Here is a 25,095-nt window from a genome sequence, read left to right on the forward strand (position 1 = left end):
AAGCAGCAAAGGGGGAAAATACACAAATTGTACTTGTCTAATTTTTCAAGTCAAAACTCGCGTTATTAGGATTTTGTTGGCGCTGAGCCTTTGCCAAGGTTATTACCGCTTGCCCAGACACTCGCAGGAGCTGCGCACGCTGCAAGGTCTTTCCTGCACAATTTCGAAATATTACAAGTTTGACCTCTCAACAATCAACAACGAACAACCAGCAATTATTTAAATCAAAACGGCCTTCCAAAGGTTTTTGCCGTCAGATGAGTCAAGGGTCGGAAAGCCTTACAGTATCCAAGATGGTTGCAAGTAGTTAAGACGCTGCGAGGTCTGTGTATTTCTTATTGCTTTTTCAGGTACTGCGCGTATTCTTTGGCGAAGTAAGTCAGAATTACGTCGGCTCCGGCTCTTTTTATGCCAGTCAGGATTTCGGCCATGGCTTTGTCGTTGTCGAGCCAGCCGTTTTGGGCTGCGGCTTTTACCATAGCATACTCGCCGCTGATGTTGTAGGCGGCAATGGGCAGGTTGGAGTTGTCGCGTAGCAGCTTAATAACGTCGAGGTAAGCCAGCGCGGGTTTTACCATCAGGTAATCGGCTCCTTCCAGGGTGTCGAGTTCGGCTTCTATCAGGGCTTCGCGGCTGTTGGCGTAGTTCATCTGGTACGTTTTTTTGTCGCCAGATTTTGGAGCAGAGCCTAAGGCATCGCGGAAGGGACCATAGAAGGCGCTGGCGTATTTAGCTGTATAAGCCATAATCGCCACCTTCTGAAACCCGTTTTCGTCGAGCACCTTCCGGATGTGCCCAATGCGACCATCCATCATGTCGGAAGGAGCTACAATGTCGGCTCCGGCCTGTGCCTGTGTCAGGGCCATTTTTCCCAGCACTTCCAGCGTCTCGTCGTTTATAATTTCACCGTTTTCCACAATACCATCGTGACCATCGGAGCTGTAAGGGTCCATGGCGACGTCGGTTACCAACGCTACCTCCGGAAAGTTCTGCTTGATGGCGCGGATGGCACTCGGGAAAAGGCCTTCCGGGTTCTGGCTCTCGGTGGCATATTTGTCTTTTATGTCTTCGGAGATGCTCGGGAAAGGAGCAAACACCTTTATGCCCAGGTCCACACAAGCCTGCACTTCTTCCAGTACCTGATCGATGGTGTAGCGGAAAATGCCGGGCATAGAGCTGATTTCTATTTTCTTGTTTTCGCCTTCAATTAAAAACAGCGGAAATATAAAATCGTGTACACCAACAGTCGTTTCCTGCACCATGTTGCGGATGGCCTCTGTCTGGCGGTTACGTCTTGGTCTTCGTATCATTGTGTAAATTATTTTACTGGTCGTCACTTCAGAAAAGCAAAGGTAAGGGGCTTCGCTAAATTAAAAATTAGAAATTCAAAATTAGAAATGTCTGGAAATACACTCCCAGAGCCTTAATAATAGCAATTTGTTAGGTCCCTGATTTTTGAGATGCCATAGTTTTTATAACAGTTTTAGTATGCATGCAAAGATTTGCACATCCCTTTCTTCAATCGGAGAATGAGTGGGTGAGAAAGACATGACCTGGTGCTTCGCTAAATTAACTTCCAGCATAAAACTAGTTTGTGTACCTTCTTACTACCTATAACTACCACCTCTTCTAATTTCTAATTTGCCGAAGCATCAGAAATTCATAATCACGTCTTCTATAATATCGCAGCAGGCGTGCACTTGCTCTTCGGTGATAACCAGTGGTGGTGCAAACCGGATAATGTCGCCGTGCGTGGGTTTAGCCAGCAGGCCTTTGTCTTTCAATGCCACACACACATCCCAGGCGGTACGGCCATCGGCGGTGGGTTCTACAATAATGGCATTGAGCAGGCCTTTGCCGCGTACCAGCGTTACTAGTTCCGGCCGCTGCTGTTTCAGGCGTTCCATGCGTGCCCTGAAAACCTCGCCTATAGCGTTTGCATTTTCGGTTAGTTTTTCTTCTTTTATGACCTGCAGGGCAGCCATGGCTACTACGGCTGCCAAGGGGTTACCGCCAAATGTGGAGCCGTGTTCACCGGGCTTAATGCACAGCATAATATCGTCGTCGGCGAGTACCGCCGATACCGGCAGCACCCCGCCCGACAGCGCTTTACCTAATATCAGGATATCGGCTTTTACCTTATCGTAATAACCAGCCAGCAACTCGCCGGTGCGGCCAATGCCTGTCTGGATCTCGTCGGTTATAAAAAGTACATTGTATTTGCGACAGAGCGCATGTGCGTTGGCCAGGTAACCAGCGTCTGGCACTACTACACCTGCCTCGCCCTGAATGGGTTCTACCATAAAGCCACACACGTTCGGGTTTTCCTGCAGTGTCCGCTCCAGTGCCTCCAGGTCGTTGTAAGGTATAACTTTGTAGCCGGGCATGTACGGGCCGAAGCCTTTAGTAGAATCAGGGTCGGTGGAGAAGGAGATAATGCCGGTGGTACGGCCATGGAAGTTGCTTTCGACCACAACGATTTCTGCTTTATGCGGAGCGATTCCTTTTTTCTGGTAGCCCCACTTGCGGGCCAGTTTAATGGCGGTTTCCACAGCCTCTGCCCCCGAGTTCATGAACAGCGATTTCTGGTAATCGAAATACTCGCAGATGTACTGCTCTGCCAGCCCCAGTTTGTCGTTGTAAAATGCCCGCGAGGTAAGTGTTAGCTGCTGGGCCTGCTCTATAAGCGCGCCAATAATTTTAGGGTGGCAATGTCCCTGGTTCACGGCGCTGTAAGCCGAAAGAAAATCGTAGTAACGTTTGCCCTCCACATCCCAGAGGTACACGCCCTCGCCGCGGGTCAGCACCACGGGCAGCGGGTGGTAATTGTGCGCACCAAACTGGTGCTCGGTATCGATGGCTTGTTGGCTCGAAGTAATGGTTTGCATAGACATAGTTTTCAGGGTTAGAGAGAAACCTACAGTTGCAGGCAGTGGTTATATTTTACAGAGAAAATGCGTAATGGTTGTGAAAGGTAGCATGGAATACGATTTTGTGAATTATTCTAATCAAAAAGGCCTTCCGAAGGCAAAAAGACCCAATACTTTTGTTTTCAGATGTATGCTTCTGTAGCGGCGTTACATGGTAACGCCGTTGCCAGCCGATGGCGTTACAGCCAGCTATAAAAAATGCAGGTTAACAGGCTCAACAGCAAACAGAAAGGCCTTGTTCATTCTACAGCCTCGGCGTTACAGTGTAACGCCGCTACGAAGGCGCTGCTTCTGCGCGGGCAGCTGCAAAATAGACCCTGCTGAAGATTTTTTTCGTTCCGCATTTTGATTGCCTTACCTTTGTTGAAATAAAAAAAGAATTTTGAGCCAGCAATTAAAAGAAGGCGAAGACTATTATCTGAATGAGCAGGGGCTGCTGGTATTTACGGCCAGGTACCACCTGAAACGCGGCTATTGCTGCCAGAACGGCTGTAAGCACTGCCCCTACGGCTTTCGTAAAAAACAGCAGCAGGCTAACCGCGGCGGCAAATAGCACATTGGTTTTTTAGCAGCATAGAGGGCAGGAGAGCCGCTTTAACTAGCTTTGCTATAAAAATATTAGCTATGCTTTTGATTTTCTGTATCTTTTTTATGATCTTTGCACCCCTATTGAAATAATTTAGAAGAATATACAAGATGGCAAGAGTTTGCGACTTAACCGGAAAAAGAGTACAAGTTGGTAATAACGTATCACACGCTAACAACAAGACTAAGCGTAAGTTTTATCCAAACCTTCAGAAGAAGCGTTTTTACATCCCTGAAGAAGATGCATGGATAACCCTGAAAGTTTCTACTTCAGCTTTAAGAACCATTAACAAAAATGGTATTACAGCTGTGTTGAAAAAAGCTGTTGAGCAAGGATATATCCTTTACTAGTAACCATTAACCGGCAACGGGTGCTGCTGGTAGAAGCAAGCTTCGTCAGTAAAGCACGCAACCCGGAAAAGCCATCTGGTAACTTGTAGATAAAGCATACCGGCAACGGAGAGAGCTACTGCTGCGGCAGTTTTCGCCTCGCTCCGTTGCTGTTTTTTTGTATGCGGCTACGGCGCTGATTGCTGTGAAGACGGAGAGAATCCAGGGTGGCGAGATGAAGTGCAGTAAGTATCAGCTTTTTACTTAAGCTCATGCTGAGTCTGGAATCTGATCTGGCGGCTTTAAAAAATAAATAAGAAAATTGCACCAAAGCTTTGAATAAAAACATGCACTTCGTTTGCAATGAATAATTTAAGCTTGTATATTTGCAGTCCTAAATAAAAAATTACTAGTTGAGATGGCTAAAAAAGCAAAAGGTAATAGAATCCAGGTAATCATGGAGTGCACAGAGCATAAAGCTACTGGCCTGCCTGGAACTTCAAGGTACATCACTACCAAAAACAGAAAGAACACTACTGGGCGCTTGGAGCTTAAGAAGTACAATCCTGTATTAAGAAAAGTAACCTTACATAAAGAAATTAAATAGACCATGGCTAAGAAAGTTGTTGCGACCCTGAAAACCGCTACAGGCAAAGACTGGGCAAAGGTAATTAAAGCTGTAAAGTCTCCTAAAACTGGTGCTTACACTTTTAGAGAAGAAATGGTACCTGTTGACAAAGTACAGGAGTTCCTGACCAAGTAATACAACCTGCTACTACTCTACTTTACATAGATAGAATCACGAAGAAGTCCCTTAATATGGGACTTTTTTGGTATATTACCGTGTCACTTGACACAACCTCAACACCCTACACTGAATTAAGATGGGAATTTTTGACTTTTTTGGTAAAGAAAAGAAAAAGGAGTCTCTGGATAAAGGTCTGGAGAAGTCCAAAACCAACTTTTTTGGACAATTAAGCAAAGCCGTAATGGGTAAGTCCACAGTAGATGTGGATGTGCTGGACGAGCTGGAGGAAATACTCGTTAATGCCGATGTAGGGGTAGACACCACCATTAAAATAATCGACCGGATCGAGAAACGGGTTGCGCGCGACAAGTATGTGAGCACCGACGAACTGGACAGAATACTACGTGAAGAAATTGCTGCTCTGCTCGGCGAGAACAAAGCCGGAGACGGTGCTAACTTTGAGCTACCTGCCGGCATAAAGCCTTATGTAATTATGGTGGTGGGTGTAAACGGTGTAGGCAAGACTACGACTATCGGCAAGCTGGCATCGCAGTTCCATAAAGCAGGCAAGCAAGTAGTGTTGGGCGCTGCCGATACCTTCCGGGCAGCTGCCGTAGACCAGCTCATTATCTGGGGTGAGCGTGTGGGAGTGCCTGTTATATCGCACGGCATGAACACCGACCCTGCCTCTGTTGCCTACGATGCCGTAAAAAAAGGCGTAGACATGGGAGCCGATGTGGTGATCATAGACACAGCTGGCCGCCTGCACAACAAAGTAGGCCTGATGAATGAGCTTGGCAAAATTAAGCGCGTGATGCAGAAAATTACCGTAGACACGCCGCACGAAGTGCTGCTGGTGCTTGATGGCAGCACCGGGCAGAACGCCATTCTGCAGGCCCGTGAGTTTACCAAAGCGACAGACGTAACCGCTATGGCCATTACAAAGCTCGATGGGACCGCTAAAGGTGGTGTGGTAATCGGTATTTCTGATGAATTTAAAATTCCTGTAAAATACATAGGAGTTGGCGAGAAAATTGAAGACCTGCAACTGTTCGATAAACAGGAGTTTGTGGAGTCTTTCTTTTCACGCAAAAAATAATACCGGCATGAACAAGCTTTTGCTGTTGCCGCTTTTTCTGCTGGCTAACTGCAGCAGTTCTACCTCTGTTCAGCAATACGATACGCAACAGATGGAGACCACTACCGAGCAAGTACCGCAGGATCAGGAACTGCCTACAGGAGTAGCAGCTTCGCCAGCAGTAGAAAGGCTCCTGCAGGCACAGAAGTCTACACTAAAGCAAGGCATTGCCGGCCGCGTTCTGTGGGTTACCGGTAACCAAATGCCCTCACCCGATGTGCCGCGCAGCAGTGGCAAAAAAGGCGTGCAGCGGCAGGTTTTTATTTACCAGCTCACCAAAGGGGCACAAGCCACTACCATAGATGGTGTTTTTCACACCAACATTCAAACTAATTTAGTAACTCAAGTTGTTACAGATGCTAATGGCTACTTTGCCGTTAGCCTGGAGCCCGGCCATTACTCTGTTTTTTCGAAAGAGGAGCAGGGGCTATTTGCCAACCTGTTCGATGGAGAAGGTCATATTTTCCCGGTAGAGGTAAAGCAAGGGGAGGTAACACCAGTAGAGTTCCTAATAAATTATAATGCTACTTATTAGGCCAATAAGCTTCAAGCATTTCTGTGCTTAAATCTTAGTCGCTAATTGGGCAATTATTTGATCATTTGTTGTAGAGCTTTCGCTCTTTCTCTGCGTTAGTAGTATAGCAAAAAAACGGACCACCGCACCGAAGAATAGTACTGCGTGGTGGCCCTAATAGTATTAAGTTTGTTTTTTGGAATGTAGCGTATTAGCTCTTGTCTTTGCCGTTGTAGTTACTCCACTGTGCTTCTCCTTCCGGTTCGGCACTCTTTATTTCGGAGCTTTTAACTTTGCTCAACTCCTTGTTCATTTTTTCAGTGAGCTTCATTTCCTTCTCAATTCCTTTCTCACGGTTCTGCAAGCCTTCTGTTTCTTTTACATGGCCAATAGGATCTTCAACATAATCCCAGCTTTTGCCAGTAATTGGCATGTTTCCATCATTCCACGGTCCGCGCACACTTTCCCCTTGCGACAGGTTAAAGTACTGGTTCGTGAAACGTGGATCGGCCTGCAGCACCCCCGGCGGGTAATTTGGCTGAATCGTAGATAAGGCTGCTTCAAACATTTCGTAATGGGCAACTTCCCGTGTCATCAGAAATGAAAGCGTTTCCTTTACATAAGGATCGTCGGTGAACTGCATTAAATATTCGTACACCAGCTTTGCCCGCGATTCAGATGCGATATTAGAGCGTAGATCTACAGTTAAGTCGCCGTTAGAATGAATGTAAGAGGCGCACCACGGAATGCCCTGGCTGTTGGTCAGGCGCGGCCCACCAGCGCTCAGCACACCAAACTGCGGGTTCGACATGGCCTGGTGAATAATGTTTTCCTTCGCAGCTTTTCCGTCCAGCACACCCATGATCTCAGACTGGTCAGCAGCATCTTTTAACTCGCCATTTACACCTTTTAGCAGCATCTGAATGGTAGCACCTACAATCTCTAAATGACTGAATTCTTCGGTGGCGATATCCATCAGCATGTCATACTTATCAGGATATGGTTGCTTGGCGGCAAAAGCCTGGCTGAAATACTGCATAGCAGCAGCTAGTTCACCGTTTTCACCTCCAAACTGCTCTAATAGCAATGTGGCAAATCGGGGATCTGGTCTAGAAACCCGTGCGTTGAATTGTAATTCTTTAACGTGATGAAACATAGGTTCCTTAATTTAGATGTTTAACCTCTAAAACGGCAGGTTAACAGATATGTTAAGGACCATCGTTGCCATTCGCCACTATAGTAAGCGGCAGAAGAGGAGTGTTGACTGTTGAAAATCTACTGTACTGCACCTCCTTATAAAGCCCAGAGCTTCTGAATAGGCACATTCGCTCCAGCACTAGCCTCTGCCTCACGGAATAGTCAGACAGCAAACGGCGCACGTAAAACAGGTATTATTCCAGTTAACATTACGTATAAATACGCTGCCTGTAAAAACTACAGGCATAAGCCGATCTTTTGTTTTCCACTATTCTATCATCCGGATGCGTTGCATCCTGTAGGGCTAACTTTATGTTAAAATTTTCTGGTGCAGAGCATCGCTAGCTTCACAAGGTCTTCTTTTATTACCCAAACATATTGTACCTTTGCATCCTGATTTCCAAAACGAACTAATACAGATTGGCATTGGTTTTCAGGTACTAAGAATGAATACCTCGATAACAAATATATAAGTGAAAGTAAGAACACTCAAAAAAGACAAGGTAAACGTAATCACATTGGGTTGTTCCAAAAACCTGGTTGATTCGGAAGTGCTGATGGGGCAGCTGCGCGCCAACGATATGGACGTGGCCCACGAGTCTGACAAAGACGATTCCAATATCATCATCATCAACACCTGCGGCTTTATAGACAATGCCAAACAGGAATCTATTGATACCATTCTGCGCTATGCCGAAGAAAAAGAGGCTGGCCAGATCGATAAACTGTACGTAACCGGTTGCCTTTCGCAACGCTACAAAGATTCGCTGGAAGCAGAGATACCGCAGGTAGATGCCTACTTTGGAACATTGGAAATGCCGCAGCTGCTCAAAAAGCTGGAGGCTGACTACAAGCACGAACTCATTGGCGAACGCCTGATTACCACACCTTCGCACTTTGCTTATTTTAAAATTGCGGAAGGCTGTAATCGCCCCTGCTCGTTCTGTGCCATTCCGCTTATGCGTGGCAAGCACGTAGACCGCTCCATCGAGAGCCTGGTGGGTGAGGCAAAGCGACTGGCTAAAATGGGCACCAAAGAACTGATCCTGATTGCACAGGACCTGACGTATTACGGACTGCAGCACTACGGTGAGCGTAAACTGGCTGACCTGCTCCGGAACCTTTCTGATGTGGAAGGCATTGAGTGGATCAGGATGCAGTATGCGTACCCGTCGCAGTTCCCGATGGAGGTGTTTGATGTCATGAACGAGCGCGATAACATTTGCAAGTACCTCGACATGCCGTTACAGCACATCTCCGATAACATGCTGAAGACCATGCGCCGTGGCATCAGCAAGCGCCGCACCATAGAGCTGGTAGATTCTATCCGTCAGCGTGTGCCAGACATTGCCTTACGCACAACACTTATAGCCGGGCACCCTGGCGAAACCGATAAAGATTTCCGGGAACTGTACGATTGGGTAGAAGAAACCCGATTCGACCGTTTAGGTATTTTCACGTACTCGCACGAAGAAAGCACACACTCTTATTCTTTAGAAGACAACGTGCCGGAAGAAGTAAAGCAGGAACGTGCCGATGCTATAATGGAGCTGCAGCAGGGCATTTCGGTAGAGCTGAACGAAGAAAAAGTAGGCAAGACCTATAAAGTGCTGTTCGACCGCAAAGAAAGTGGCTACTTTGTTGGCCGCACTCAATTCGACTCGCCCGAAGTAGATAACGAAGTACTCGTACCTGCCACCGATGCTTATGTACGCGTAGGAGATTTCGCCAACGTAAAAATCACCGACTCTTCAGATTTTGACTTGTATGGAGAAATTGTTAGCTAGATGCTAGATATTAGATTTTAGAAAAGCCCTGCAGGTGTAATAGCTTGTAGGGCTTTTTAGTTAGGTAACTACTAATTAAGTGGTGGACACCCAATCCTTTGAAATACTGGAGCTGAAGCGGGCAAAAAATCTAATATCTATCATCTAAAATCTACTTAAGAACATACTTGCTCAGTACTTTATAAGCCTCATTAATATTGTCTCCTTTCCTGAAATCCTGTTTTATGGTTGGTGTAGACTCACCAGTCAACCAGATCTTCAGCTCGGCATCCATATCCATAATGCCGGCACTCTCTTTCGAAAACATTTTGATACTGGCGTAGGGGATGCTCTGGTAGTCGGTTTTGGAACCGGTAAGGCCCTGCTTGTTTACCAGGATAAGCCGTTTGTTTGTAAAAACCAGCATATCGCGAATGAGCTTAAAGGCTTTCTCCAACTGCTCATTGTCCAGTAGAATCGGCTGGAATTCCCGCTGTAGCTTCTCAATAGACACTTCCGAGGCGTGTCCCATCATGCCGCTTAATAGTCCCATAGTTTTATCGTGTTTTGTAAGTTTGTTTACGAGTGGCAGCAGGATTGGGATAAAGCCTTTCTGACCTTCCGGCTTTTATCAAACCATAAAACCTGTACATTTGTAGTGACAAATTTTGCAACCCATTTGAGCTGAAGCTGTAAAACGGAGCAGCAGCCATAAGAATGGCAGACGGACCAACCGACATGAAGATAACCAAACTGGAGTACGCCGCTACGGGTGCTTTCTCTCAAACTATACTAGATTACTTGCATGGTAGCGAGCAGTTACAACCTTTCTACAACCATTATCCTACTATTGAAGCATTTGAGGCGCAGCTACAGGAAAAGAGCTTTGGGCAGGAGCAACGCCAGACATTGCACCAGGCCCTGCAGGAACAATATACCTCTGTTGCAGCCATTAACCCAAAGGTGCAGCAAAACATAGACCTGCTGCTGGAGCCGAACACCTACACCATTACCACCGGCCACCAGCTCAATATTTTTACAGGTCCGCTTTACTTCGTGTATAAAATAGTTACGGCCATCAACACCTGTAAAACTTTACGGGAAAAATACCCCGATTACAATTTTGTGCCAGTTTATTGGATGGCAACCGAAGACCACGATTTTGCCGAAATCAACTATTTTAACCTGTTCGGGAAGAAGTATAGCTGGCAGACGGAGCAGCAAGGTGCCGTTGGCCGGTTTACCACTGAAGGTCTGGAGCAATTACTGGAAGAATTACCGGAAGCCTACCCCGTTTTTGAAGAAGCTTACCGCAGCAGCAAGAACTTAGCCGAGGCCACACGGGTCATTACACATGCGCTCTTCGGTGAGTATGGTTTGGTAAGTATAGATGGCGACCACGCTACCTTAAAACAAGCCCTTACACCAGTAATAGAAAAGGAACTGACAGAGCAGCTATCGTATAAACTGGTAACCGAAACAAGTGCACAACTGGAGCAACTAGGCTACAAGCCCCAGGTGTTTTCACGTGAAATAAACCTTTTCTATTTGCAGGACGGGCTGCGGGAGCGGATTGTGCAGGAGGAAGGGCAGTTTAAAGTACTCAACACCGACCTTAGCTTTAGCCGCGAAGAGGTGCTGCAACTGGCAAAGGAGCACCCGGAGCAGTTCAGCCCCAACGTTATTCTGCGGCCGCTGTACGAGGAACTGATTCTGCCGAACCTGGCTTATATTGGCGGAGGAGCAGAAGTGGTATACTGGTTCCAGCTCAAGAAGCTTTTCGAAGCCTATGAGGTAGCTTTCCCGGTACTGATGCTGCGCAATTCGGCGCTTTACATTAACAAAGGCAACGCCAACCGCATGCACAAGCTGGGGCTGGCACCAGAAGAACTTTTCCAGGATTACCAGAGCCTGAAAAAACACCTGTCGGCGCAACTGCACGAAGAGGAAATAAGCCTGGAAGCACAACGCAAAATCGTTGCCGATGCCTTTGCACAAGTAGAGCAACTGGCCCGGCAGGTAGACCCTACCCTGGTAAAATCGGTGGGAGCAGAGACACAGAAAACGGCAAATGCCCTGCAGCTACTGGAGAAGAAGATCTCGAAAGCGCGCGATAACAAACATGAACAAACATTTAAGCAACTGGAGAACCTGAAGGAAAAGCTGTTTCCGGGAGGTAGCCTGCAGGAGCGCCACGACAATCTGCTCAACTACAGCACCAACAACCCCGAGTTTATTAAGGCGCTGGTAGATGCTTTCGATCCGCTTGATTTTACATTTACAATACTGGAAGAGGTTTGATGCAAAAGGAGACACTTCGGAAGCAGATGCTGAAGCTGCGCAGGGCTCTGCCACCCGAGGAGGTGCAGCGGCGTAGCCAGCGCATTGCCGACATGTTTTTTGAGCAGTTTCCGCTACAGGCCGGACAAACCGTGCATGTGTTTCTGCCTATCCTGAAGAACAACGAAGTGAACACCTGGCTCATTATACAGCGCCTGCGCCAGCAGCACCCTGCGGTGCGGGTGGTAGTGCCCATAACCGATGTGCTCCAGAACACGCTCACGCACCACCACCTGACCCATGAAGCGGTACTGATCGAGAACGCCTGGGGCATACCTGAGCCGCAAAATGCGCAGCACGTGCAGGCACAGGAGGTAGATATGGTGTTGCTGCCACTCCTGGCTTTCGACAAGTCGGGGCACCGGGTTGGCTACGGCAAAGGCTTCTACGACCGCTTTCTGGCCGATTGCCGCCCCGATGTGCTAAAGATCGGCCTGTCGCTGGAGCCACCCGTGGAGCAGATCGCTGATCCGAACCCTTTCGATGTGCAACTAAATGCAGTGGTGATGCCTGACCAGGTATGGCGCAATTCCGCTACCTGAAACCCTTCAGCTACCCTTGACTAAAAACAGCGCAAAAGCCTTCGGAAGGGTGTTTTCATTAGAATAATTTGCTTGTTAGTTGCTAATTGTTAAATAGTTAAATTTTGAGTGAGTGTATGAAATGAGGAATTGATCGACTTTTAACTAATCAACTGTCTGTTAAATAAAAAGGCCTGCCGAGTTATCGGCAGGCCTTTTTATTTAACAGACAGTGGGTTACCCTTTGTACACGATTTTGAATTTCTTCAGCTCGTTTACAGGCCCAAATTCAGATTTTTCGATAATGCGGCCTCTCTTTTTCAGGTGCACCTCCATCGGGGCCATGGTTTTAGTCAGGTCGGAGTTAACCACTTTCACATAAAATTTGCGGGCATCTTCCGAAGCTCCTTTTTCAAACTTGTGCTTCGATTGGTTTCCGTTAATCGGGTGACCCGGAATAACATGATAGTTGGTGCACACTACCTCATAAGTAGGCAGGAAAGGTTTCATCACTTTCTTGAGTAATTTTTTCATCTATAGTTGGGTTGTTTTCAAAGCATATGGAAATCCTAATATACTGGTTTGATCTTAATAAGACGCAATTTGTAAATCTTTTTTATTATCAAAAAGCAGAGGATTTATAAATGTATGCAGCCTGTGTTAATGCAAGGCATGTTTGGCTTTAAAGCACAAAAATAGCAGGAAAGTTCATTTTTCGGTAGTGAAAAGCAAAAGCCTTGCAGTTATTTTTCTAAATCAGAATAGTGCCTGAAAGTGCTAAAGTCGAATCCTGTTTTATGTGGGCTGATGCTGCTTTAGTAATTCATCGAGCATAGCTTTAAGCGCAAGCGCTTTATCGAGAGGAAGGGCTGCCGTGGCGGCTAGCTGAGCAGGAATAGCTGCTGCTTTGGCCTTCAGACTAGTGCCTTGCGGAGTAAGAAAGAGCTGCACCTGGCGCTCGTCGGAGGTGGAGCGGCGGCGCTGCAACAGGCCCTGCTGCTCCAGCCGCTTGAGCAAAGGAGTGAGGGTGTTGCTGTGGAGGTGCAGTTTTTCGCCGATCTGGTTTACGCTCAGGCCATCATGCTCCCACAGTACCAACAGCACGAGGTACTGCGGATATGTCAGGTTCAGGGCATCGAGCAGGGGCTGGTAAAGCCGGGTTACCAGGCGGGAGGCAGCATAAAGCGGAAAGCAAATCTGGTTCTCCAGCTTTAGCTGCTCATAGTTTTCTGCAGTATCCATTATTTCTTTTTCGCGAGCAACTGCTGCACGTAGGGTTCTATTTTTTCGGGTTTGGTAATGGGAGCAAAGCGTTTAACGGGTTTGCCGTTGGCATCAATCAGGAATTTAGTGAAGTTCCACTTAATCCGGCTGCCAAACAGCCCGCCCAGGTTCGATTTCAGGTAATTGAACACCGGGTGCGTATTTTTCCCGTTTACTTCTACCTTGTCGAACATCGGAAAGCTCACGCCATAGTTAATAAGGCAACCTTCTTCAATTTCTTTCTGTCCGCCGGGCTCCTGGTTGCCGAACTGGTTGCACGGAAAACCCAGAATAACCAGGCCATCGTCTTTGTATTTTTTGTAAAGTGCCTCCAGGCCTTCGTATTGCGGGGTAAGGCCGCACTGGCTCGCAGTGTTCACCACCATCACTACCTTGCCTTTAAACTGGTCCATCGGCACATCTTTGCCCTGAAGCGTCTTCGCCTCCAGCTGATAAAAATTGTCTTCCATAATAAATCGCTTAAGATTATGTCGCATACGATTTAAATGTCTGAAAAGTTTCCTCAGCATCCAAATGCTCAGATGCCAAAAGTTTTTACATCAAGATTAAAAGATAATAGTTGATGATGTAATTACTCTGGGTTTCAATAATGACCACCTAGCCATTTAACAAGCAGCAGCTAACAATCAACAACCAAATTATTAGAATGAAAACTGCCTTCAGAAGGTTTTTGCTTTCTTTTTAGTCAAGGGTGGTTCGAGGGGTTCAGGCGGCAGGAGGTGCAAGAGCCGGCCAGTTGGGTTAACTAGCCGGCTAATGGCTTAATGAGCCGGAGAGTTTTCGCCGCGCTCCAGCACAATAAAGTTAGCAGAGGCACGGTTCAGCGCAATCGGAATATTGTTGAGCACTGCCGTGCGGATAAGCGTCTGGATATCGTGTTCGTGGCCGTGTGGTGTTTCGGCATCGATAAAGAAAATGATTTTGCTTATTTCGCCTTGCAGGATTTTGGCTGCCAGCAAAATATCGCCGCCACTTGGGCCATGGCCGAACGGCTTAATGTTCATGTCGAGCAGGTCGTTTATGAGCGCTGAGGTGTTGGTAGTACCTACCAGGTCGTAGTGGCGGAGTACTTCCTGGTTTTCTTTTACCCAGTTGAGCAGGTCCGTTTTTTTATTATTATGGGCAATCAGAGCAATTGTGTTCATAAGAAATGATGTCATTAAGCGTTGTTTGCCTGGGTAAGATAATAATTCCTGCCGGTTTTCTGACTTTTAAGGCCTTTAATTATTCGCTTTAAAAGGTAAGCGGCAGGTTTTACTAAACAGCAACAGGTTTCAGGCCGCGTGTCATTTCGCGTTTGCCGGGAGGGCCAGGCAAGGCTTCTATGGTAAAGCCAGCTGCTTTTAAGGCACGTTTAAAAGAACCTTTGGCGCAGTAAGTCACCAGCACGCCACCCGGACGCGTAGCCTCAAACAGCTTTCGGAACATCTCTTCCGTCCAGAGTTCAGGCTGCTTTTCGGGCGCGAAGGCATCGAAATACACAATGTCGTAATACGCTGCCGGCGGGCAGAACTCCTCCAGCGTTTCGTGTATTTTCTGGAGCGTGAAGTATGGAATAATCTCCAGCGGCTCATTCCAGTTGCCCTGGTGCATCTGCTCAAAGTAGTCTAAGAGTTCGGGGTTCAGAATAAAGTTCCTAAACTGAAGTTGCTCTACCACCTCCTGCGAAAGCGGGTATTTTTCGAGGGTATCGTACTGCACAAAGGCTTTTTTTGCCAGTGCGTAAGGGAAGGTTAAAATGGCGTTGAGGCCGGTTCCAAAACCTACTTCCAGTATTTTAAGGTCTTTTTTCTGCTCCAGAATATACTCTAGTCCATGCTTTATAAAAACATGTTGCGACTCCTGTAATGCCCCGTGTACCGAATGGTAATGCTCATTCAGTGTGGGTACATACAAGGTGTTGGAGCCATCTTTCGTCTGCCTGATTTCGAGCTGCATCTTTTTTGTGTTACTTTACAAATGTAAGCAATATTGCGCTATCCGTATCTTGTTTTATAAGTGTTTATGCGTGCTTTTGCAGTCATTACATACTTTAACTAAGCCATACTTTAGCTTTATGCCCCGAATAAAAGTAGCTATACCCGCTCATTCTGCTTTCGAAGCACAACTCCCCATACGTATTACAGACCTCAACTATGGTAGCCACCTGGGCAACGACAGGCTGCTTTCGGTGCTGCACGAGGCACGTGTGCAACTGCTCAGCCACTTTGGCTACAGCGAGCTAGATATGGCCGGTTCGAGTTTGATTATGGCCGATGTAGCCATCGAGTACAAAGGCGAAGGCTTTTATGGCGATGTGCTCACCATTAAAATGGCCATAACCGATCTGCACAAATACGGCTTCGACATAACCTACCATGTGGTGAACCAGCACGACAAAGAAATTGCGCGGGCCAAAACCGGCATGCTTTGCTTTAACTACACCACCCGCAAGCTAGCCACAGTGCCAGAAGAAGTTAAAATTAAATTTGAAACTAATGCCTGAGTAATTTTGTAATTTTGTGGTATGAACTTGATCGCAGACATTCCGATACTCAATAAGAAAGATATCCGTAAACTTTCGCTCGACGACCTGAAGGCCTGGCTGGTGGAGCAGGGCGAGAAGCCTTTCCGTGCCAAGCAGGTTTTTGAATGGATCTGGAAGCATTCGGCCCAGTCGTTTACAGAAATGAACAACGTGAGCCTGGCACTGCGCGAAAAACTAGATCAGCATTTCGATATTAATGCGGTGCAGGTGGCTACAAAGCAGGTCAGCAACGATGGTACTATTAAATCGGCTTTTAAACTGCACGATGGCAACATTGTGGAGGGCGTACTGATCCCGCACGATGAGCGGAAAACGGCTTGTGTAAGTAGCCAGGTAGGCTGCTCGCTTACCTGCAAGTTCTGCGCCACCGGTTACATGGACCGCGTACGCAACCTCGACGCAGCCGAAATCTACGACCAGGTAGTGCGCATAAACGAGCAGAGCATGCAGCAGTATGGCGAGCCGCTCAGCAACATCGTGTACATGGGCATGGGCGAACCTATGCTGAACTACGCCAATGTAATGAAAAGCATAGAGCGCATTACGGCGCACGACGGCCTGGGCATGGCCGCACGCCGCATAACCGTAAGCACGGCCGGCATTGCCAAAATGATTAAGAAAATGGCCGACGATGGCGTAAAAGCCAACCTCGCTCTTTCGTTGCACGCCGCCAACGACGAGAAGCGAAACCAGATCATGCCCATTAACGAGACTAACTCCATAGAGGCTTTGAGCGATGCGCTCCGGCACTACCACCAGGTAACAGGCCGCAAAGTAACCTATGAGTATATTGTATTCGAGAACTTTAACGATTCGCTGCAGGATGCCGAGGAGCTGTTGCGCTTCTCTAAAATAATTCCCTGCAAAATAAACCTGATCGAGTACAACCCGATTGCCAACGCAGACTTTGTAAACACCGACGAAGACAGGTGGCAGAAGTTTATCTACTACCTCGCCGACCGAGGCGTGCAGGTAAACGTGCGCCGAAGCCGGGGCAAAGACATAGATGCCGCCTGTGGGCAGTTGGCCGTTAAAGAGAAAGCCATTGCATAAGGTTTAAGTGGAGAAGCCTTGGATTAAAATAGCTCAAAAAGCTTCTGAAGGCCTTTTTCATTTGAATAATTGCTCTCTAGCCGTATTAAATCAAGAAAGCCATCTTCTTTAGCAGGAGATGGCTTTCTTGATTATAGGGTTATTCGGATCATTCTTCGGTATGAAACCTGCCTTCAGACCGGGGCCTGCCTGTTTCTTGTTTGTGCTTTTCGAACTTAGGGTGCTCCACAATTTCCTGTTCTTTGTAGAATACAGCATGCGCCTTTGGCACAATCTGTCGTCCGAAAACGGTGGCGTATTGTTGCGTTAGCTCAGCTCCTATGAGTACAATGGCAGAGGTGTAGTAAATCCACATCAGGATAACAATAATAGAACCTGCTGCCCCATACGCGGAGCCAGGGTCGCTGGTGCCGATAAACCAGCTGATCAGGTATTTACCAATCACAAAGAGCATGGCCGTTATCAGTGCACCTACCCATACATCGCGCCAGCGTATTTTGGCATCTGGCAGGAACTTGAACATCAGGGCAAAAAGAATGGTGATAATGGAGATCGATATTACAATATCTACCAGGCTTATAAATACAACGCTTATTTCAGGGAAGGCTCTGGTAATGTATTCGCTCAGGAAAGCAATAATGGTACTCACCAGCAGCGAAAGGAGCATCAGAAAAGCAATACTCAGTACAATGCCAAACGAAAATAGCCGCACCTGAATCATTTTAAGAATGCCATTGGTGGGCTTAGGCTTCAGGTTCCAGACCGTGTTGAGCGACTGCTGCAAGGTGGCAAAAAATGTAGTGGAGGCAAAAATAAGTGTGCCGATACCAATCCAGAAAGCAATGCCGCCTGCCTCGCTTATAGCGGCGTTCTGCACAATTTCTTCGATAGACTGCGCTGCGTTGGGCCCTATTGCAGCAGAAATTTGCTCCGAGAGCTCTCCCGACACAGCCTTTTCTCCAAGGAAAAAGCCTGCTGCCTGAATAATGATGACCAGCAGCGGCGGGATAGAGAAAATAGCATTAAATGCTAATGCTGCCGCTAATAAAAGGGAGTTGTTGTCATTAAAGCCAGCAAGGGTGGCTTTAAGTAGCGGCCAGATTTTGCTTAGAGTAGCGTTTGCCATAGGCGGTTAAAGTTCAATAAGATTACTAAATACTGTCTGTGATACGGCTGCCAAACAGAATTAGTTAGTTTAAAGTACTTTGCCTGCAGGCAAGCATTACGAATTGGCCATGGGTTATAGCCTGTTATGCGGGCTTAGCAGCAGATTTTTCAGCTTCAGGTAACTGCTTTTGCGCCTGCTGCTGGTGGCAGCCAATTCGTAACGCTTCTGTGTGCAGCCTATAGTTTATCTATGGTGGCGGTAAGGGTACCTTTGGCGTTCACCACTGCTTTTATGCCGGTTGGTGTCAGGTAAATGTTGTCAGGAGTTATTTCGCGTATGTTGCCGCGCAGCAGCACCGACTCGTGCACCCTGCCCGATTGGTCGAGGGTGGTTTGCAGCATTTTCTGCGCCTCTGTTAGCTGGCTCTGCACGGGTATGTTTACCTGCGCCTGAATAATGTCGACGAACTTGTTTTTAGCAAGCCAGCTGGCGGTGCTCAGGAGCTTGTCTTTGGTATCGAGGGTATAGTCTACGTCGCGCACTTTAATGGAGGCAGTTTGGGCATCGTAGTAGGGTGTGCCGCGCAGGTAAACTTTGCCAGCTATCTTTTTAGTAAACATGCCCGCCTTGGTTTTTCCGTTTACATCGAGCATCAGAATAAGCTGATTACCACCTGGTGTAATGGTCGCATTGGTAACGGTTACCTGGTTTTTGTCGCCATCGAACTTATAAGTCTGCCCTGCTACCTGTGCCTGCAGCAGCTTGCTGGCATGCTCATACGGTATGTTGGCCGTAAGCCCGATCTGGATTTCGTCAGATAGGCGGTTGTCGATAATCAGCTTTGGCAGTTTCTTGTTCAGGGGCTGCTGCGGTTTGCCATCGGTGGTAACCGAAATAAACGAGGTAATGCCAATACGGGTGCTGAGGGTGCCGTTTTTCATGAGCAGCGGGGCTATGCGCACATCCTGCGGCACAATGCTGAGCCAGGCATTCAGGTCGTTATCTAGTTTCATGGGCTCCTGCACCATTAGCCAGGCATCCGACACGTATTTGCGCATGTCGAGGTACTGCTGCAGCTCCTTGTCGAGTTGCTTCGATATGCTGCTCATTTGAGTTCTGATGGCAGGCTCTACAAAGCGAGCCAGACCAATTTTGAGCGGACCCAGCTGGATGGTCGGTTTCGTATTGCCCCACTCAAAGTCGCCACTGGTAATGGTGTTTATTTTGTAGTCTTCCGTCAGGCCAATGCGGCTCTCTGTTTTAATAACCATGTCGAAGGCAGTGTCTTCGGTTTTGTCTATGGCCGGGCACAGTTTGCAAGGGTCCCACTTCCAGCGGCCTTTGGCATAAATGTGCAGCGGAATACTAAAGTAGACTTTGTCTTTCTCGGCCCTGATGCTCAGCTTACCGTTTTTAGATACTGTTACGGCTACATTGTCGTCGTCGAGTTTATCGTCTTTGTATAATATGCCGGCAATTTCTTTGTTCAGTTTTTCTTCTATGGTGGCAATAGAAACCGACACCGGAATGGTGATAGACGATAAACTAGGCTGGTACACCGACGCAGCCGATGCGCCGGTTGCAGGAGCCTCGGTGTTAAGTTTAGAAGTACTGGAACAGCCGGGCAAAACCATGCTGCTGGTAATCGCCAGAAAAAGGAAAGCGATTAGCTGAAGTGTTAATTTTCTCACGTGTATGCTGATTTTAAAAAAGCGGTGCAAGTTATGCTTTTTAGTTTAGCTGCTCTATACAAAGTGCCAAATGAATTTTTGTGTTAGCAGTTGGACTTCAGAAGCTTATCGTCTTTGGTTTTAGTGCCCTGTGCCGGTGCATATGGCACAGCGAGCGCTATGCTAAAACAATGTTTTACCCATAGTAATTCCTTTTAAGCCCAGTATGTAGAAATGAATAAGAACTGGTATATTGCGCATTTTTAGGACAAAACCCTTTGAATTTTGAACTTGAATAGCTTCGAAGAGAAACTGCAGGTATGGCTGGAGCACCCCAAAACGTTTAAATTACTTTTGGCTATAGTAAGTGCCTTATCTGTCCTGTTTCTGGTGCAGACTTACAGAAAAGCTTATCGTGCTATTGGCTACGACCTCACCAGCTACCTGCTATCGAGTGAGGCACTGCTTGCGGGGGCAAATCCTTACCAGACCGATACGGTGTTTCCGTACATCTACCCGCTGTTTCTTTGTGTGGCCATGGTGCCTTTGGCGCTTGTTCCGTATTGGCTTGCCGTGTTTGTGTGGTTTGGCATGTGCCTGGGTGCCCTGTTTTATTCGGCTACGCTGCTGCTGCGGCTTTATAACCCGGAGTTACCTGCTAAAAAAAGGGGAGTGCTTTTTGGAGTATCGTTCCTGTTTATGTACGCCATCTTTAGTAGTAACTTCCTGAACGGGCAAATAAACCCGATTATCCTGCTGCTGGCTGTATTATTCATCTACTATTACCTGAAATCTGATAAAGGAAAAGCCACCTGGTTTCTTTCGGCTGCCATTATAATAAAGCTAACGCCGGCCATTTTTCTGATGTACCTGTTCCTGAAGCGTGATTTTAAATATCTTTTGCTGGTGCTGGGCCAATGCCTGGTACTAGGGCTGCTGGTGCCATGGCTGTTTGCAGGTAATAAAGTATGGGAGTGGTATGGGTATTACCTCGATATTTTCCTGAAGCCGAAGCTGGCCGGGCAGAGCGAAGACATCGGGCCGGTACCTTTTGCAGTGGTGCACTTCGTAAATTATGTGTTGCCACAACTGCCAAAGCTGGTTGCCTTTGCCGTATCTGCTTTGCTGGTGCTGCTGCCGATCCTGTACGTGCAGCTGGTAAACCACGAGGCCCTAAAAAAGGACAAGGTCAAGAACCTGCTGCTGTTCTGCCTGTATATGCTGGCTATGCTCCTGATAAGCCCCATGAGCGAAAAGCACCACCTGGTTCACGTGTACCCTGCTATTATGGTTATGATAGGAACTATGGCCCTTGCCTCCGGTAGCGCAGCCAATCTGAAGCTAAACCTGTGGCTGCTAGGCGCTGTTGTATTACTTCTGTTATTTGGCCAGATGCTGCCGTTTGGCTATCTGGTGGCTGTTTTACTTTGTTATGTTTTTGTGTTTCGGCAGCTTGTGTTGCTTCGGGCCGGTAAAATAGCTATGCTTGGAACCGGTTATGAAGGCTGGTGATGTCTGGAAGCCACAGAAGCAGACGCGTTCTTGCCTTAGCGTTAGTCAGAAAGGAGTTTAGCCAGCATTTCCTTTATACCTTGTTCAGTAGAAACAATGCCGCAGTCTAACAGGGTCCCTTTCCGGTAGGTGGCAAAAAAGGGAGTACCTGTCATTTTTACTTCTTTGCTCGAAATCGGGTTCTCGCGGGCACTCATTCGTACAAATGTTACCTGCTGGTAAACTGGTTCGGTCGCTATTTTCCGGAACGATGGAGATAAAATTTTACAGATAGGGCAGTCTTCGTCTGTAAACTTTACGATTACTTTCTCTTTCTCAAAAATAAGTTTTCGTAATTCGTCGTCGTTAGATTCTGTTATGGGCATTGTGTTCGGTGCGTAGTTATGACCCTATTAGACGCAGAAACGCAGCTGCAGGTTAAGTAGTTGCTCTGTATTTGTGTGCCTGGGTACTGTCAGATGAAACCTGCCATAAGTTAAGGCTCCATGGAAGGCATAAAAAAAGAGTAGTGCTTTACAAGCTACTACTCTTTGTAAAATCTGGTTAAGCAAATAATAATTTAAAACGCATAGCCAATTCGGATACCACCTGTCGAGAATACATTAAAGGAAGTACTGTGGTAGCCATCTATGGTCTGGTCTGATGGACCACTTGATTTATATTCAACCTTAACATCGCGGTCTTTGCGGTAGCCAAAGCCTGCGCCAAATTCAAATCCGGTAAAAAAGTTCTGCGCTATATAAAAGTCCATGCCAGCTACCACGTTTAAGCCCAGGCCAAAGGCACCGCGCTCAGATGGTGATCCTGATCTGGAGTTAGCGCCACGTACCACCACATTGTCGTCTTCGTAGCGGGCACCGGAGAAGCTGATTGGCAGTTCTGCACCCACGTAAGGAGATAGTCTGTTGGTACCGGCAAAGTGCTTTTCAACGCCAGGAGCAATCGAAACCGATGTGTTGCTTCGGTTAGCATCATCATCTATTTTCTCGGCGTTATGAGACACACCTACTCCCAGGCGGTAGGCCATTTCGTCAGTTGCAAAACGACGCAGCTTAATCTGCCCTCTTTGCAGAAAAGTGCCATTGTTTAAGTTTATGCCCACTTCTGCTGTGGTGCTACCTGCTGTTGCTTTCAGGTTGCTGCCACCGTCTTGTGCCTGAGCACCAAAAGTTACTGCCAATAGAAGTGCCGCTAAAGAAACTTTGATTTTCATAATTTTTTGTAGGTTGAAGTTATATTTATCGGCGCGAATATATATAAATCTAAACTTTTAGTCTGGCTACTATTGTAGCTACATGGTTATTTGTGGTACTTAGTTAGGCATCAACAGCTGGCAAAAACATGCTGTTTGGCGTTATTACAGTGTTTTCTAAACTTTTTTGCTGTCCAGATTTCTTGTCTGAAAAGAACAAAATTTTGTGTCTGGCAACTGGTTCTTAGAAGGATTTAGGTGCATAAGCGTTTAAATTCTGCTAATGAAAATGCCCTTCCAAAGCATTTTTGCGGTAAAAAGGTCAAGGGTTATGTTACCTGTTGTTGCTACACAGCCACCAGTTCCGGGTGAGCGGCTGGGTTTGGTGCAGGACCTCCGCCAGTTGCGCATCGTTCTGGAACTGAAGCTGCTTTACCAGCCTGTACTCCACGTGCACGCACAGCTTTTTTTCTGCGAACGGCCAGGGTTGCACCTGCACATCGCCATCGGCCAGTTGCCAGGCAGTGTAAGTTTTGCCGTCAGGACCTTGGGCTATTTCTATGGCGCGTGCTCCGGCAGGCAGTTCGTTTTTGCAGAGCAGCAGCGATAAGCTGTCGCACCAGTTTAAAATGGCGTAGGCCTGTTGGGCCTCTTTTAGTTTGATGTTGAGGCTCTTTCTGCAGTTTTTTTGCAGCTCCAGTTGCTCATCCAGAAAGGTATCGGTGGCGTTAGAAGTACCACGCAAAGGCTCATACAACAACGACAGGTGCATTGAGGTGAGCAGCGTAACCCAACGGCTCTGGAACCGGACCGCATGTGCCAGCGCCTGTGCCTGCTCCAGGCTAACGGGTAGTTGCGTGAAATCGGCTGGGGCACCGGCCTCTGTCAGGCCATCGTGGCCGCGCCAGGTTTTCTGCCTGTTGTCGTGGTTGCCGATGGCGAGCAGGGTTTCTACCCAATGGCTACACTGCAGCTCCGGCTTCAGGTGGTAGGCCAGCTGCGCCGCCAGCACCCCATGGGCCTGTTGGTAAATGATTTCCCAGCCTTGTGGAACGGTGTTTACAATCATACAAGAACCTGCTTTGGTAACTGTAGGATGAAGACGTGAAATGATGGTCTTTAGATGCCACAATTGCTTCCCCAAATAAAAAATAAAGACTATACTGGCCTAAGGCATCCGGAAAAGTAGTTTATAGTATAGCCAGCTTCTGAGTTTTAAAATCGGCTGTGCACCCTTGGCGCAAAACTGTTAAAAAGCCTTTGGGAGGGTATTTTCATTAGAAAAATTCCGCAGTCGAGCCTTCTAAGCCTCAAATGGCAACTGTTGCTGCAGGTTCTCCAGCATGTCGGCGGTCATGGCATCGAGGTCATAGGCGGGTTGCCAGCCCCAATCCTGACGGGCCACCTGGTCTGAAATGGTTTGTGGCCAGGAGTCTGCGATCTGCTGGCGGTAATCTGGGTTGTAAGCTATCTCGAAAGAAGGAAGTATTTTTTGAATAGAAGCTGCAATTTCAGAGGGTGAAAAGCTCATGCCGCTCACGTTGTAAGACTCCCGGATGCTGATATTCCGGGCGGGGGCCTGCATCAGGTCTATGGTGGCTTTTATGGCATCGGGCATGTACATCATGGGCAGGTACGTGTCTTGGTGCAGGTAGCACTCAAATGGTTTGCCAGCTGCTGCTTTACGGTAAATATCTACTGCATAATCGGTGGTGCCGCCACCCGGCAACGATTTATACCCGATTAGCCCGGGGTAACGCAGGCTGCGTATATCTAGCCCGTGCTTTTTAAAGTAATAGGCGCACCATTGTTCGCCGGCTTGCTTACTGATGCCATACACAGTGCTGGGGTTCATAACAGTGTGTTGCGGCGTTTGCTGCCGGGGTGTATCTGGCCCGAACACAGCTATGGAACTTGGCCAGAATACCTGGCTTACGCCGCATGCCAGTGCCAGGTCCAGTACATGAAACAGGCCATCCATGTTCAGGCGCCAGGCAAATTTCGGGTCTTTTTCGCCGGTGGCCGAAAGCACTGCGGCCAGGTGGTAAATCTGGGTAAAGTTATAGCGGGCGGCAAGGGCGGTCATTCCTTTCGGGTCCAGGACATCAATCTTCTCGAAGGGACCAGAAGCGAGCAGGTCGGCCTGCTTCGGCTCAAAAATATCGGCTGCTACTACCTGGTCTGCACCATAGAGCGTGCGCAGGGTTAATGTAAGTTCCGAACCCAGCTGCCCGCAGGCTCCAATCACCAAAATCATTTCTCTTCTGTATGCCATCTTCTGAGTTGCGGTAGTACGCCGTATCGTCACAATACTCAAAGTTGAATCTTTAAGTTGTAAAAACAAAGCGCGCAAAAGCAGCAGCACTCAAGGTGGTGAAAGCGAGGCAGAAAAAGAAAACACCTGCTGGGAGCAGGTGTTTTCTTAAAACTAAACTTATCCTATTATTTACTTATCTAACGGCTCAAAGGTAGGAGAACAAACCTACACCTGAAACTGCCGGCATCAGAATTAACCATAATTTAACTTCCGTTAAAATAGCACCAGTCATTAGCCTGCAGGGCAAAGTCATTTTTAATATATTTGTAAGAACGAGCCGTATGTAAAGGTAAGAGAGGCATGCCTATAAGTTTGCAGGCCCCTGGCTGCTTTACAAGCACCGACTAAACGCGCTGGAATCGA

Annotated in this window: 28 protein-coding genes; 13 read left to right on the forward strand and 15 right to left on the reverse strand. The window is 47.4% G+C overall.

Annotated elements, in window-relative coordinates; genetic code table 11:
* Positions 1-223: hypothetical protein (locus tag FVR03_RS24740; protein WP_222707225.1), on the forward strand; the 223-nt coding region annotated here is incomplete at its 5' end.
* 112 nt (positions 224-335) lie between these two features.
* Here FVR03_RS24740 and hemB read toward each other — a convergent pair.
* Complete coding sequence (gene hemB / locus FVR03_RS12365; protein ID WP_147922065.1) at positions 336-1,310, reverse strand: porphobilinogen synthase; 975 nt, start codon at positions 1,308-1,310, stop codon at positions 336-338.
* Positions 1,311-1,652: 342 nt separating this feature from the next.
* A complete protein-coding gene (gene rocD / locus FVR03_RS12370) occupies positions 1,653-2,894 on the reverse strand; it encodes an ornithine--oxo-acid transaminase (protein ID WP_147922066.1) in 1,242 nt (413 codons plus the stop codon).
* Between the two features lie 415 nt (positions 2,895-3,309).
* Here rocD and FVR03_RS24405 point away from each other — a divergent pair, with 415 nt between their 5' ends.
* From FVR03_RS24405 to FVR03_RS12395, 6 genes are all read left to right on the forward strand, one after another.
* Positions 3,310-3,483, forward strand: coding sequence for a C1orf53 family protein (locus FVR03_RS24405; RefSeq protein WP_255474200.1), 174 nt, complete (start codon positions 3,310-3,312; stop codon positions 3,481-3,483).
* 143 nt (positions 3,484-3,626) lie between these two features.
* Entirely contained in the window at positions 3,627-3,866 is a 240-nt protein-coding gene (gene rpmB / locus FVR03_RS12375) for a 50S ribosomal protein L28 (RefSeq protein ID WP_147922067.1), read from the forward strand.
* A 397-nt stretch (positions 3,867-4,263) separates the two neighbouring features.
* Positions 4,264-4,452 (forward strand): 50S ribosomal protein L33, encoded by a 189-nt coding sequence (gene rpmG / locus FVR03_RS12380; protein WP_147922068.1) that lies wholly within the window; start codon positions 4,264-4,266, stop codon positions 4,450-4,452.
* A gap of 3 nt (positions 4,453-4,455) precedes the next feature.
* The gene (locus FVR03_RS12385) at positions 4,456-4,608 is read left to right on the forward strand and encodes a DUF4295 domain-containing protein (protein WP_147922069.1); all 153 of its coding nucleotides are present in this window, start codon (positions 4,456-4,458) and stop codon (positions 4,606-4,608) included.
* 121 nt (positions 4,609-4,729) lie between these two features.
* A complete protein-coding gene (gene ftsY / locus FVR03_RS12390; RefSeq protein WP_147922070.1) occupies positions 4,730-5,692 on the forward strand; it encodes a signal recognition particle-docking protein FtsY in 963 nt (320 codons plus the stop codon).
* A 7-nt stretch (positions 5,693-5,699) separates the two neighbouring features.
* Entirely contained in the window at positions 5,700-6,266 is a 567-nt protein-coding gene (locus FVR03_RS12395) for a peptidase associated/transthyretin-like domain-containing protein (RefSeq protein ID WP_147922071.1), read from the forward strand.
* Positions 6,267-6,456: 190 nt separating this feature from the next.
* Here the strand turns inward: FVR03_RS12395 and FVR03_RS12400 are convergent, their stop codons facing one another.
* Positions 6,457-7,401 (reverse strand): manganese catalase family protein, encoded by a 945-nt coding sequence (locus tag FVR03_RS12400; protein ID WP_147922072.1) that lies wholly within the window; start codon positions 7,399-7,401, stop codon positions 6,457-6,459.
* 514 nt (positions 7,402-7,915) lie between these two features.
* On the opposite strand from FVR03_RS12400, the gene rimO reads away from it, so the two are divergent.
* A complete protein-coding gene (gene rimO, locus FVR03_RS12405) occupies positions 7,916-9,229 on the forward strand; it encodes a 30S ribosomal protein S12 methylthiotransferase RimO (RefSeq protein WP_147922073.1) in 1,314 nt (437 codons plus the stop codon).
* Positions 9,230-9,380: 151 nt separating this feature from the next.
* On the opposite strand, the gene FVR03_RS12410 is transcribed toward rimO, so the two are convergent.
* On the reverse strand, positions 9,381-9,761 hold the full coding sequence (locus tag FVR03_RS12410) for a PH domain-containing protein (protein ID WP_187270150.1): 381 nt from the start codon (positions 9,759-9,761) through the stop codon (positions 9,381-9,383).
* 164 nt (positions 9,762-9,925) lie between these two features.
* Between FVR03_RS12410 and bshC the strand changes: the two genes are divergently transcribed.
* Both bshC and FVR03_RS12420 read left to right on the forward strand, forming a co-directional pair.
* Positions 9,926-11,509, forward strand: a complete 1,584-nt coding sequence (bshC, locus tag FVR03_RS12415; RefSeq protein WP_255474196.1) for a bacillithiol biosynthesis cysteine-adding enzyme BshC — start codon at positions 9,926-9,928, stop codon at positions 11,507-11,509.
* Positions 11,509-12,090, forward strand: coding sequence for a 5-formyltetrahydrofolate cyclo-ligase (locus FVR03_RS12420; RefSeq protein WP_147922074.1), 582 nt, complete (start codon positions 11,509-11,511; stop codon positions 12,088-12,090). The genes bshC and FVR03_RS12420 overlap by 1 nt, the downstream gene beginning before the upstream one ends.
* Positions 12,091-12,306: 216 nt before the next feature.
* On the opposite strand, the gene FVR03_RS12425 is transcribed toward FVR03_RS12420, so the two are convergent.
* From FVR03_RS12425 to mnmC2, 5 genes are all read right to left on the reverse strand, one after another.
* The gene (locus FVR03_RS12425; protein WP_147922075.1) at positions 12,307-12,603 is read right to left on the reverse strand and encodes a hypothetical protein; all 297 of its coding nucleotides are present in this window, start codon (positions 12,601-12,603) and stop codon (positions 12,307-12,309) included.
* Between the two features lie 261 nt (positions 12,604-12,864).
* Entirely contained in the window at positions 12,865-13,311 is a 447-nt protein-coding gene (locus tag FVR03_RS12430; protein ID WP_147922076.1) for a MarR family winged helix-turn-helix transcriptional regulator, read from the reverse strand.
* Positions 13,311-13,802, reverse strand: a complete 492-nt coding sequence (locus FVR03_RS12435; RefSeq protein ID WP_147922077.1) for a glutathione peroxidase — start codon at positions 13,800-13,802, stop codon at positions 13,311-13,313. The genes FVR03_RS12430 and FVR03_RS12435 overlap by 1 nt, the downstream gene beginning before the upstream one ends.
* Before the next feature lie 312 nt (positions 13,803-14,114).
* The gene (locus tag FVR03_RS12440; RefSeq protein WP_147922078.1) at positions 14,115-14,498 is read right to left on the reverse strand and encodes a methylglyoxal synthase; all 384 of its coding nucleotides are present in this window, start codon (positions 14,496-14,498) and stop codon (positions 14,115-14,117) included.
* A gap of 112 nt (positions 14,499-14,610) precedes the next feature.
* Entirely contained in the window at positions 14,611-15,291 is a 681-nt protein-coding gene (gene mnmC2, locus FVR03_RS12445; protein ID WP_147922079.1) for a tRNA (5-methylaminomethyl-2-thiouridine)(34)-methyltransferase MnmC2, read from the reverse strand.
* 118 nt (positions 15,292-15,409) lie between these two features.
* Between mnmC2 and FVR03_RS12450 the strand changes: the two genes are divergently transcribed.
* Together FVR03_RS12450 and rlmN are read left to right on the forward strand one after the other, a co-directional pair.
* Complete coding sequence (locus tag FVR03_RS12450; protein ID WP_147922080.1) at positions 15,410-15,838, forward strand: thioesterase family protein; 429 nt, start codon at positions 15,410-15,412, stop codon at positions 15,836-15,838.
* Positions 15,839-15,859: 21 nt separating this feature from the next.
* Positions 15,860-16,933: a dual-specificity RNA methyltransferase RlmN gene (gene rlmN, locus FVR03_RS12455; protein ID WP_147922081.1), complete on the forward strand. Its 1,074-nt coding sequence runs from the start codon at positions 15,860-15,862 to the stop codon at positions 16,931-16,933.
* A gap of 148 nt (positions 16,934-17,081) precedes the next feature.
* On the opposite strand, the gene FVR03_RS12460 is transcribed toward rlmN, so the two are convergent.
* Entirely contained in the window at positions 17,082-18,059 is a 978-nt protein-coding gene (locus FVR03_RS12460) for a YihY/virulence factor BrkB family protein (protein WP_147922082.1), read from the reverse strand.
* 218 nt (positions 18,060-18,277) lie between these two features.
* Positions 18,278-19,732 carry a DUF4403 family protein gene (locus tag FVR03_RS12465; protein WP_255474198.1) on the reverse strand — a complete coding sequence of 485 codons (1,455 nt, stop codon included), beginning with the start codon at positions 19,730-19,732 and terminating at the stop codon, positions 18,278-18,280.
* Between the two features lie 270 nt (positions 19,733-20,002).
* On the opposite strand from FVR03_RS12465, the gene FVR03_RS12470 reads away from it, so the two are divergent.
* Positions 20,003-21,223 carry a glycosyltransferase family 87 protein gene (locus FVR03_RS12470; protein WP_187270151.1) on the forward strand — a complete coding sequence of 407 codons (1,221 nt, stop codon included), beginning with the start codon at positions 20,003-20,005 and terminating at the stop codon, positions 21,221-21,223.
* A 41-nt stretch (positions 21,224-21,264) separates the two neighbouring features.
* Here FVR03_RS12470 and FVR03_RS12475 read toward each other — a convergent pair whose 3' ends face one another.
* The 4 genes from FVR03_RS12475 to FVR03_RS12490 form a co-directional block, all read right to left on the reverse strand.
* Positions 21,265-21,588, reverse strand: coding sequence for a thioredoxin family protein (locus tag FVR03_RS12475; protein ID WP_147922084.1), 324 nt, complete (start codon positions 21,586-21,588; stop codon positions 21,265-21,267).
* A 194-nt stretch (positions 21,589-21,782) separates the two neighbouring features.
* A complete protein-coding gene (locus tag FVR03_RS12480; protein WP_147922085.1) occupies positions 21,783-22,436 on the reverse strand; it encodes a BT1926 family outer membrane beta-barrel protein in 654 nt (217 codons plus the stop codon).
* Positions 22,437-22,749: 313 nt separating this feature from the next.
* Positions 22,750-23,484, reverse strand: coding sequence for a DUF3891 family protein (locus FVR03_RS12485; protein ID WP_147922086.1), 735 nt, complete (start codon positions 23,482-23,484; stop codon positions 22,750-22,752).
* Between the two features lie 234 nt (positions 23,485-23,718).
* Positions 23,719-24,690 carry an NAD-dependent epimerase/dehydratase family protein gene (locus tag FVR03_RS12490; RefSeq protein WP_147922087.1) on the reverse strand — a complete coding sequence of 324 codons (972 nt, stop codon included), beginning with the start codon at positions 24,688-24,690 and terminating at the stop codon, positions 23,719-23,721.
* Positions 24,691-25,095: the final 405 nt, after the last annotated feature.

Source organism: Pontibacter qinzhouensis (assembly GCF_008017455.1).
GTDB classification, from domain to species: Bacteria; Bacteroidota; Bacteroidia; order Cytophagales; family Hymenobacteraceae; genus Pontibacter; species Pontibacter qinzhouensis.

Coding starts and splice junctions, on each gene's coding strand:
- FVR03_RS12450 (WP_147922080.1), top strand. CDS start 15,410: ATGCCCCGAATAAAAGTAGCTATACCCGCTCATTCTGCTTTCGAAGCA.
- FVR03_RS12490 (WP_147922087.1), bottom strand. CDS start 24,690: ATGGCATACAGAAGAGAAATGATTTTGGTGATTGGAGCCTGCGGGCAG.
- rocD (WP_147922066.1), bottom strand. CDS start 2,894: ATGTCTATGCAAACCATTACTTCGAGCCAACAAGCCATCGATACCGAG.
- rpmG (WP_147922068.1), top strand. CDS start 4,264: ATGGCTAAAAAAGCAAAAGGTAATAGAATCCAGGTAATCATGGAGTGC.
- FVR03_RS12410 (WP_187270150.1), bottom strand. CDS start 9,761: ATGGGACTATTAAGCGGCATGATGGGACACGCCTCGGAAGTGTCTATT.
- FVR03_RS12400 (WP_147922072.1), bottom strand. CDS start 7,401: ATGTTTCATCACGTTAAAGAATTACAATTCAACGCACGGGTTTCTAGA.
- FVR03_RS12425 (WP_147922075.1), bottom strand. CDS start 12,603: ATGAAAAAATTACTCAAGAAAGTGATGAAACCTTTCCTGCCTACTTAT.
- rlmN (WP_147922081.1), top strand. CDS start 15,860: ATGAACTTGATCGCAGACATTCCGATACTCAATAAGAAAGATATCCGT.
- FVR03_RS12460 (WP_147922082.1), bottom strand. CDS start 18,059: ATGGCAAACGCTACTCTAAGCAAAATCTGGCCGCTACTTAAAGCCACC.
- rpmB (WP_147922067.1), top strand. CDS start 3,627: ATGGCAAGAGTTTGCGACTTAACCGGAAAAAGAGTACAAGTTGGTAAT.
- ftsY (WP_147922070.1), top strand. CDS start 4,730: ATGGGAATTTTTGACTTTTTTGGTAAAGAAAAGAAAAAGGAGTCTCTG.
- FVR03_RS12430 (WP_147922076.1), bottom strand. CDS start 13,311: ATGGATACTGCAGAAAACTATGAGCAGCTAAAGCTGGAGAACCAGATT.
- mnmC2 (WP_147922079.1), bottom strand. CDS start 15,291: ATGCAGCTCGAAATCAGGCAGACGAAAGATGGCTCCAACACCTTGTAT.
- bshC (WP_255474196.1), top strand. CDS start 9,926: ATGGCAGACGGACCAACCGACATGAAGATAACCAAACTGGAGTACGCC.
- FVR03_RS12420 (WP_147922074.1), top strand. CDS start 11,509: ATGCAAAAGGAGACACTTCGGAAGCAGATGCTGAAGCTGCGCAGGGCT.
- hemB (WP_147922065.1), bottom strand. CDS start 1,310: ATGATACGAAGACCAAGACGTAACCGCCAGACAGAGGCCATCCGCAAC.
- FVR03_RS12480 (WP_147922085.1), bottom strand. CDS start 22,436: ATGAAAATCAAAGTTTCTTTAGCGGCACTTCTATTGGCAGTAACTTTT.
- FVR03_RS12385 (WP_147922069.1), top strand. CDS start 4,456: ATGGCTAAGAAAGTTGTTGCGACCCTGAAAACCGCTACAGGCAAAGAC.
- FVR03_RS12435 (WP_147922077.1), bottom strand. CDS start 13,802: ATGGAAGACAATTTTTATCAGCTGGAGGCGAAGACGCTTCAGGGCAAA.
- FVR03_RS12485 (WP_147922086.1), bottom strand. CDS start 23,484: ATGATTGTAAACACCGTTCCACAAGGCTGGGAAATCATTTACCAACAG.
- FVR03_RS12440 (WP_147922078.1), bottom strand. CDS start 14,498: ATGAACACAATTGCTCTGATTGCCCATAATAATAAAAAAACGGACCTG.
- FVR03_RS12475 (WP_147922084.1), bottom strand. CDS start 21,588: ATGCCCATAACAGAATCTAACGACGACGAATTACGAAAACTTATTTTT.
- FVR03_RS12395 (WP_147922071.1), top strand. CDS start 5,700: ATGAACAAGCTTTTGCTGTTGCCGCTTTTTCTGCTGGCTAACTGCAGC.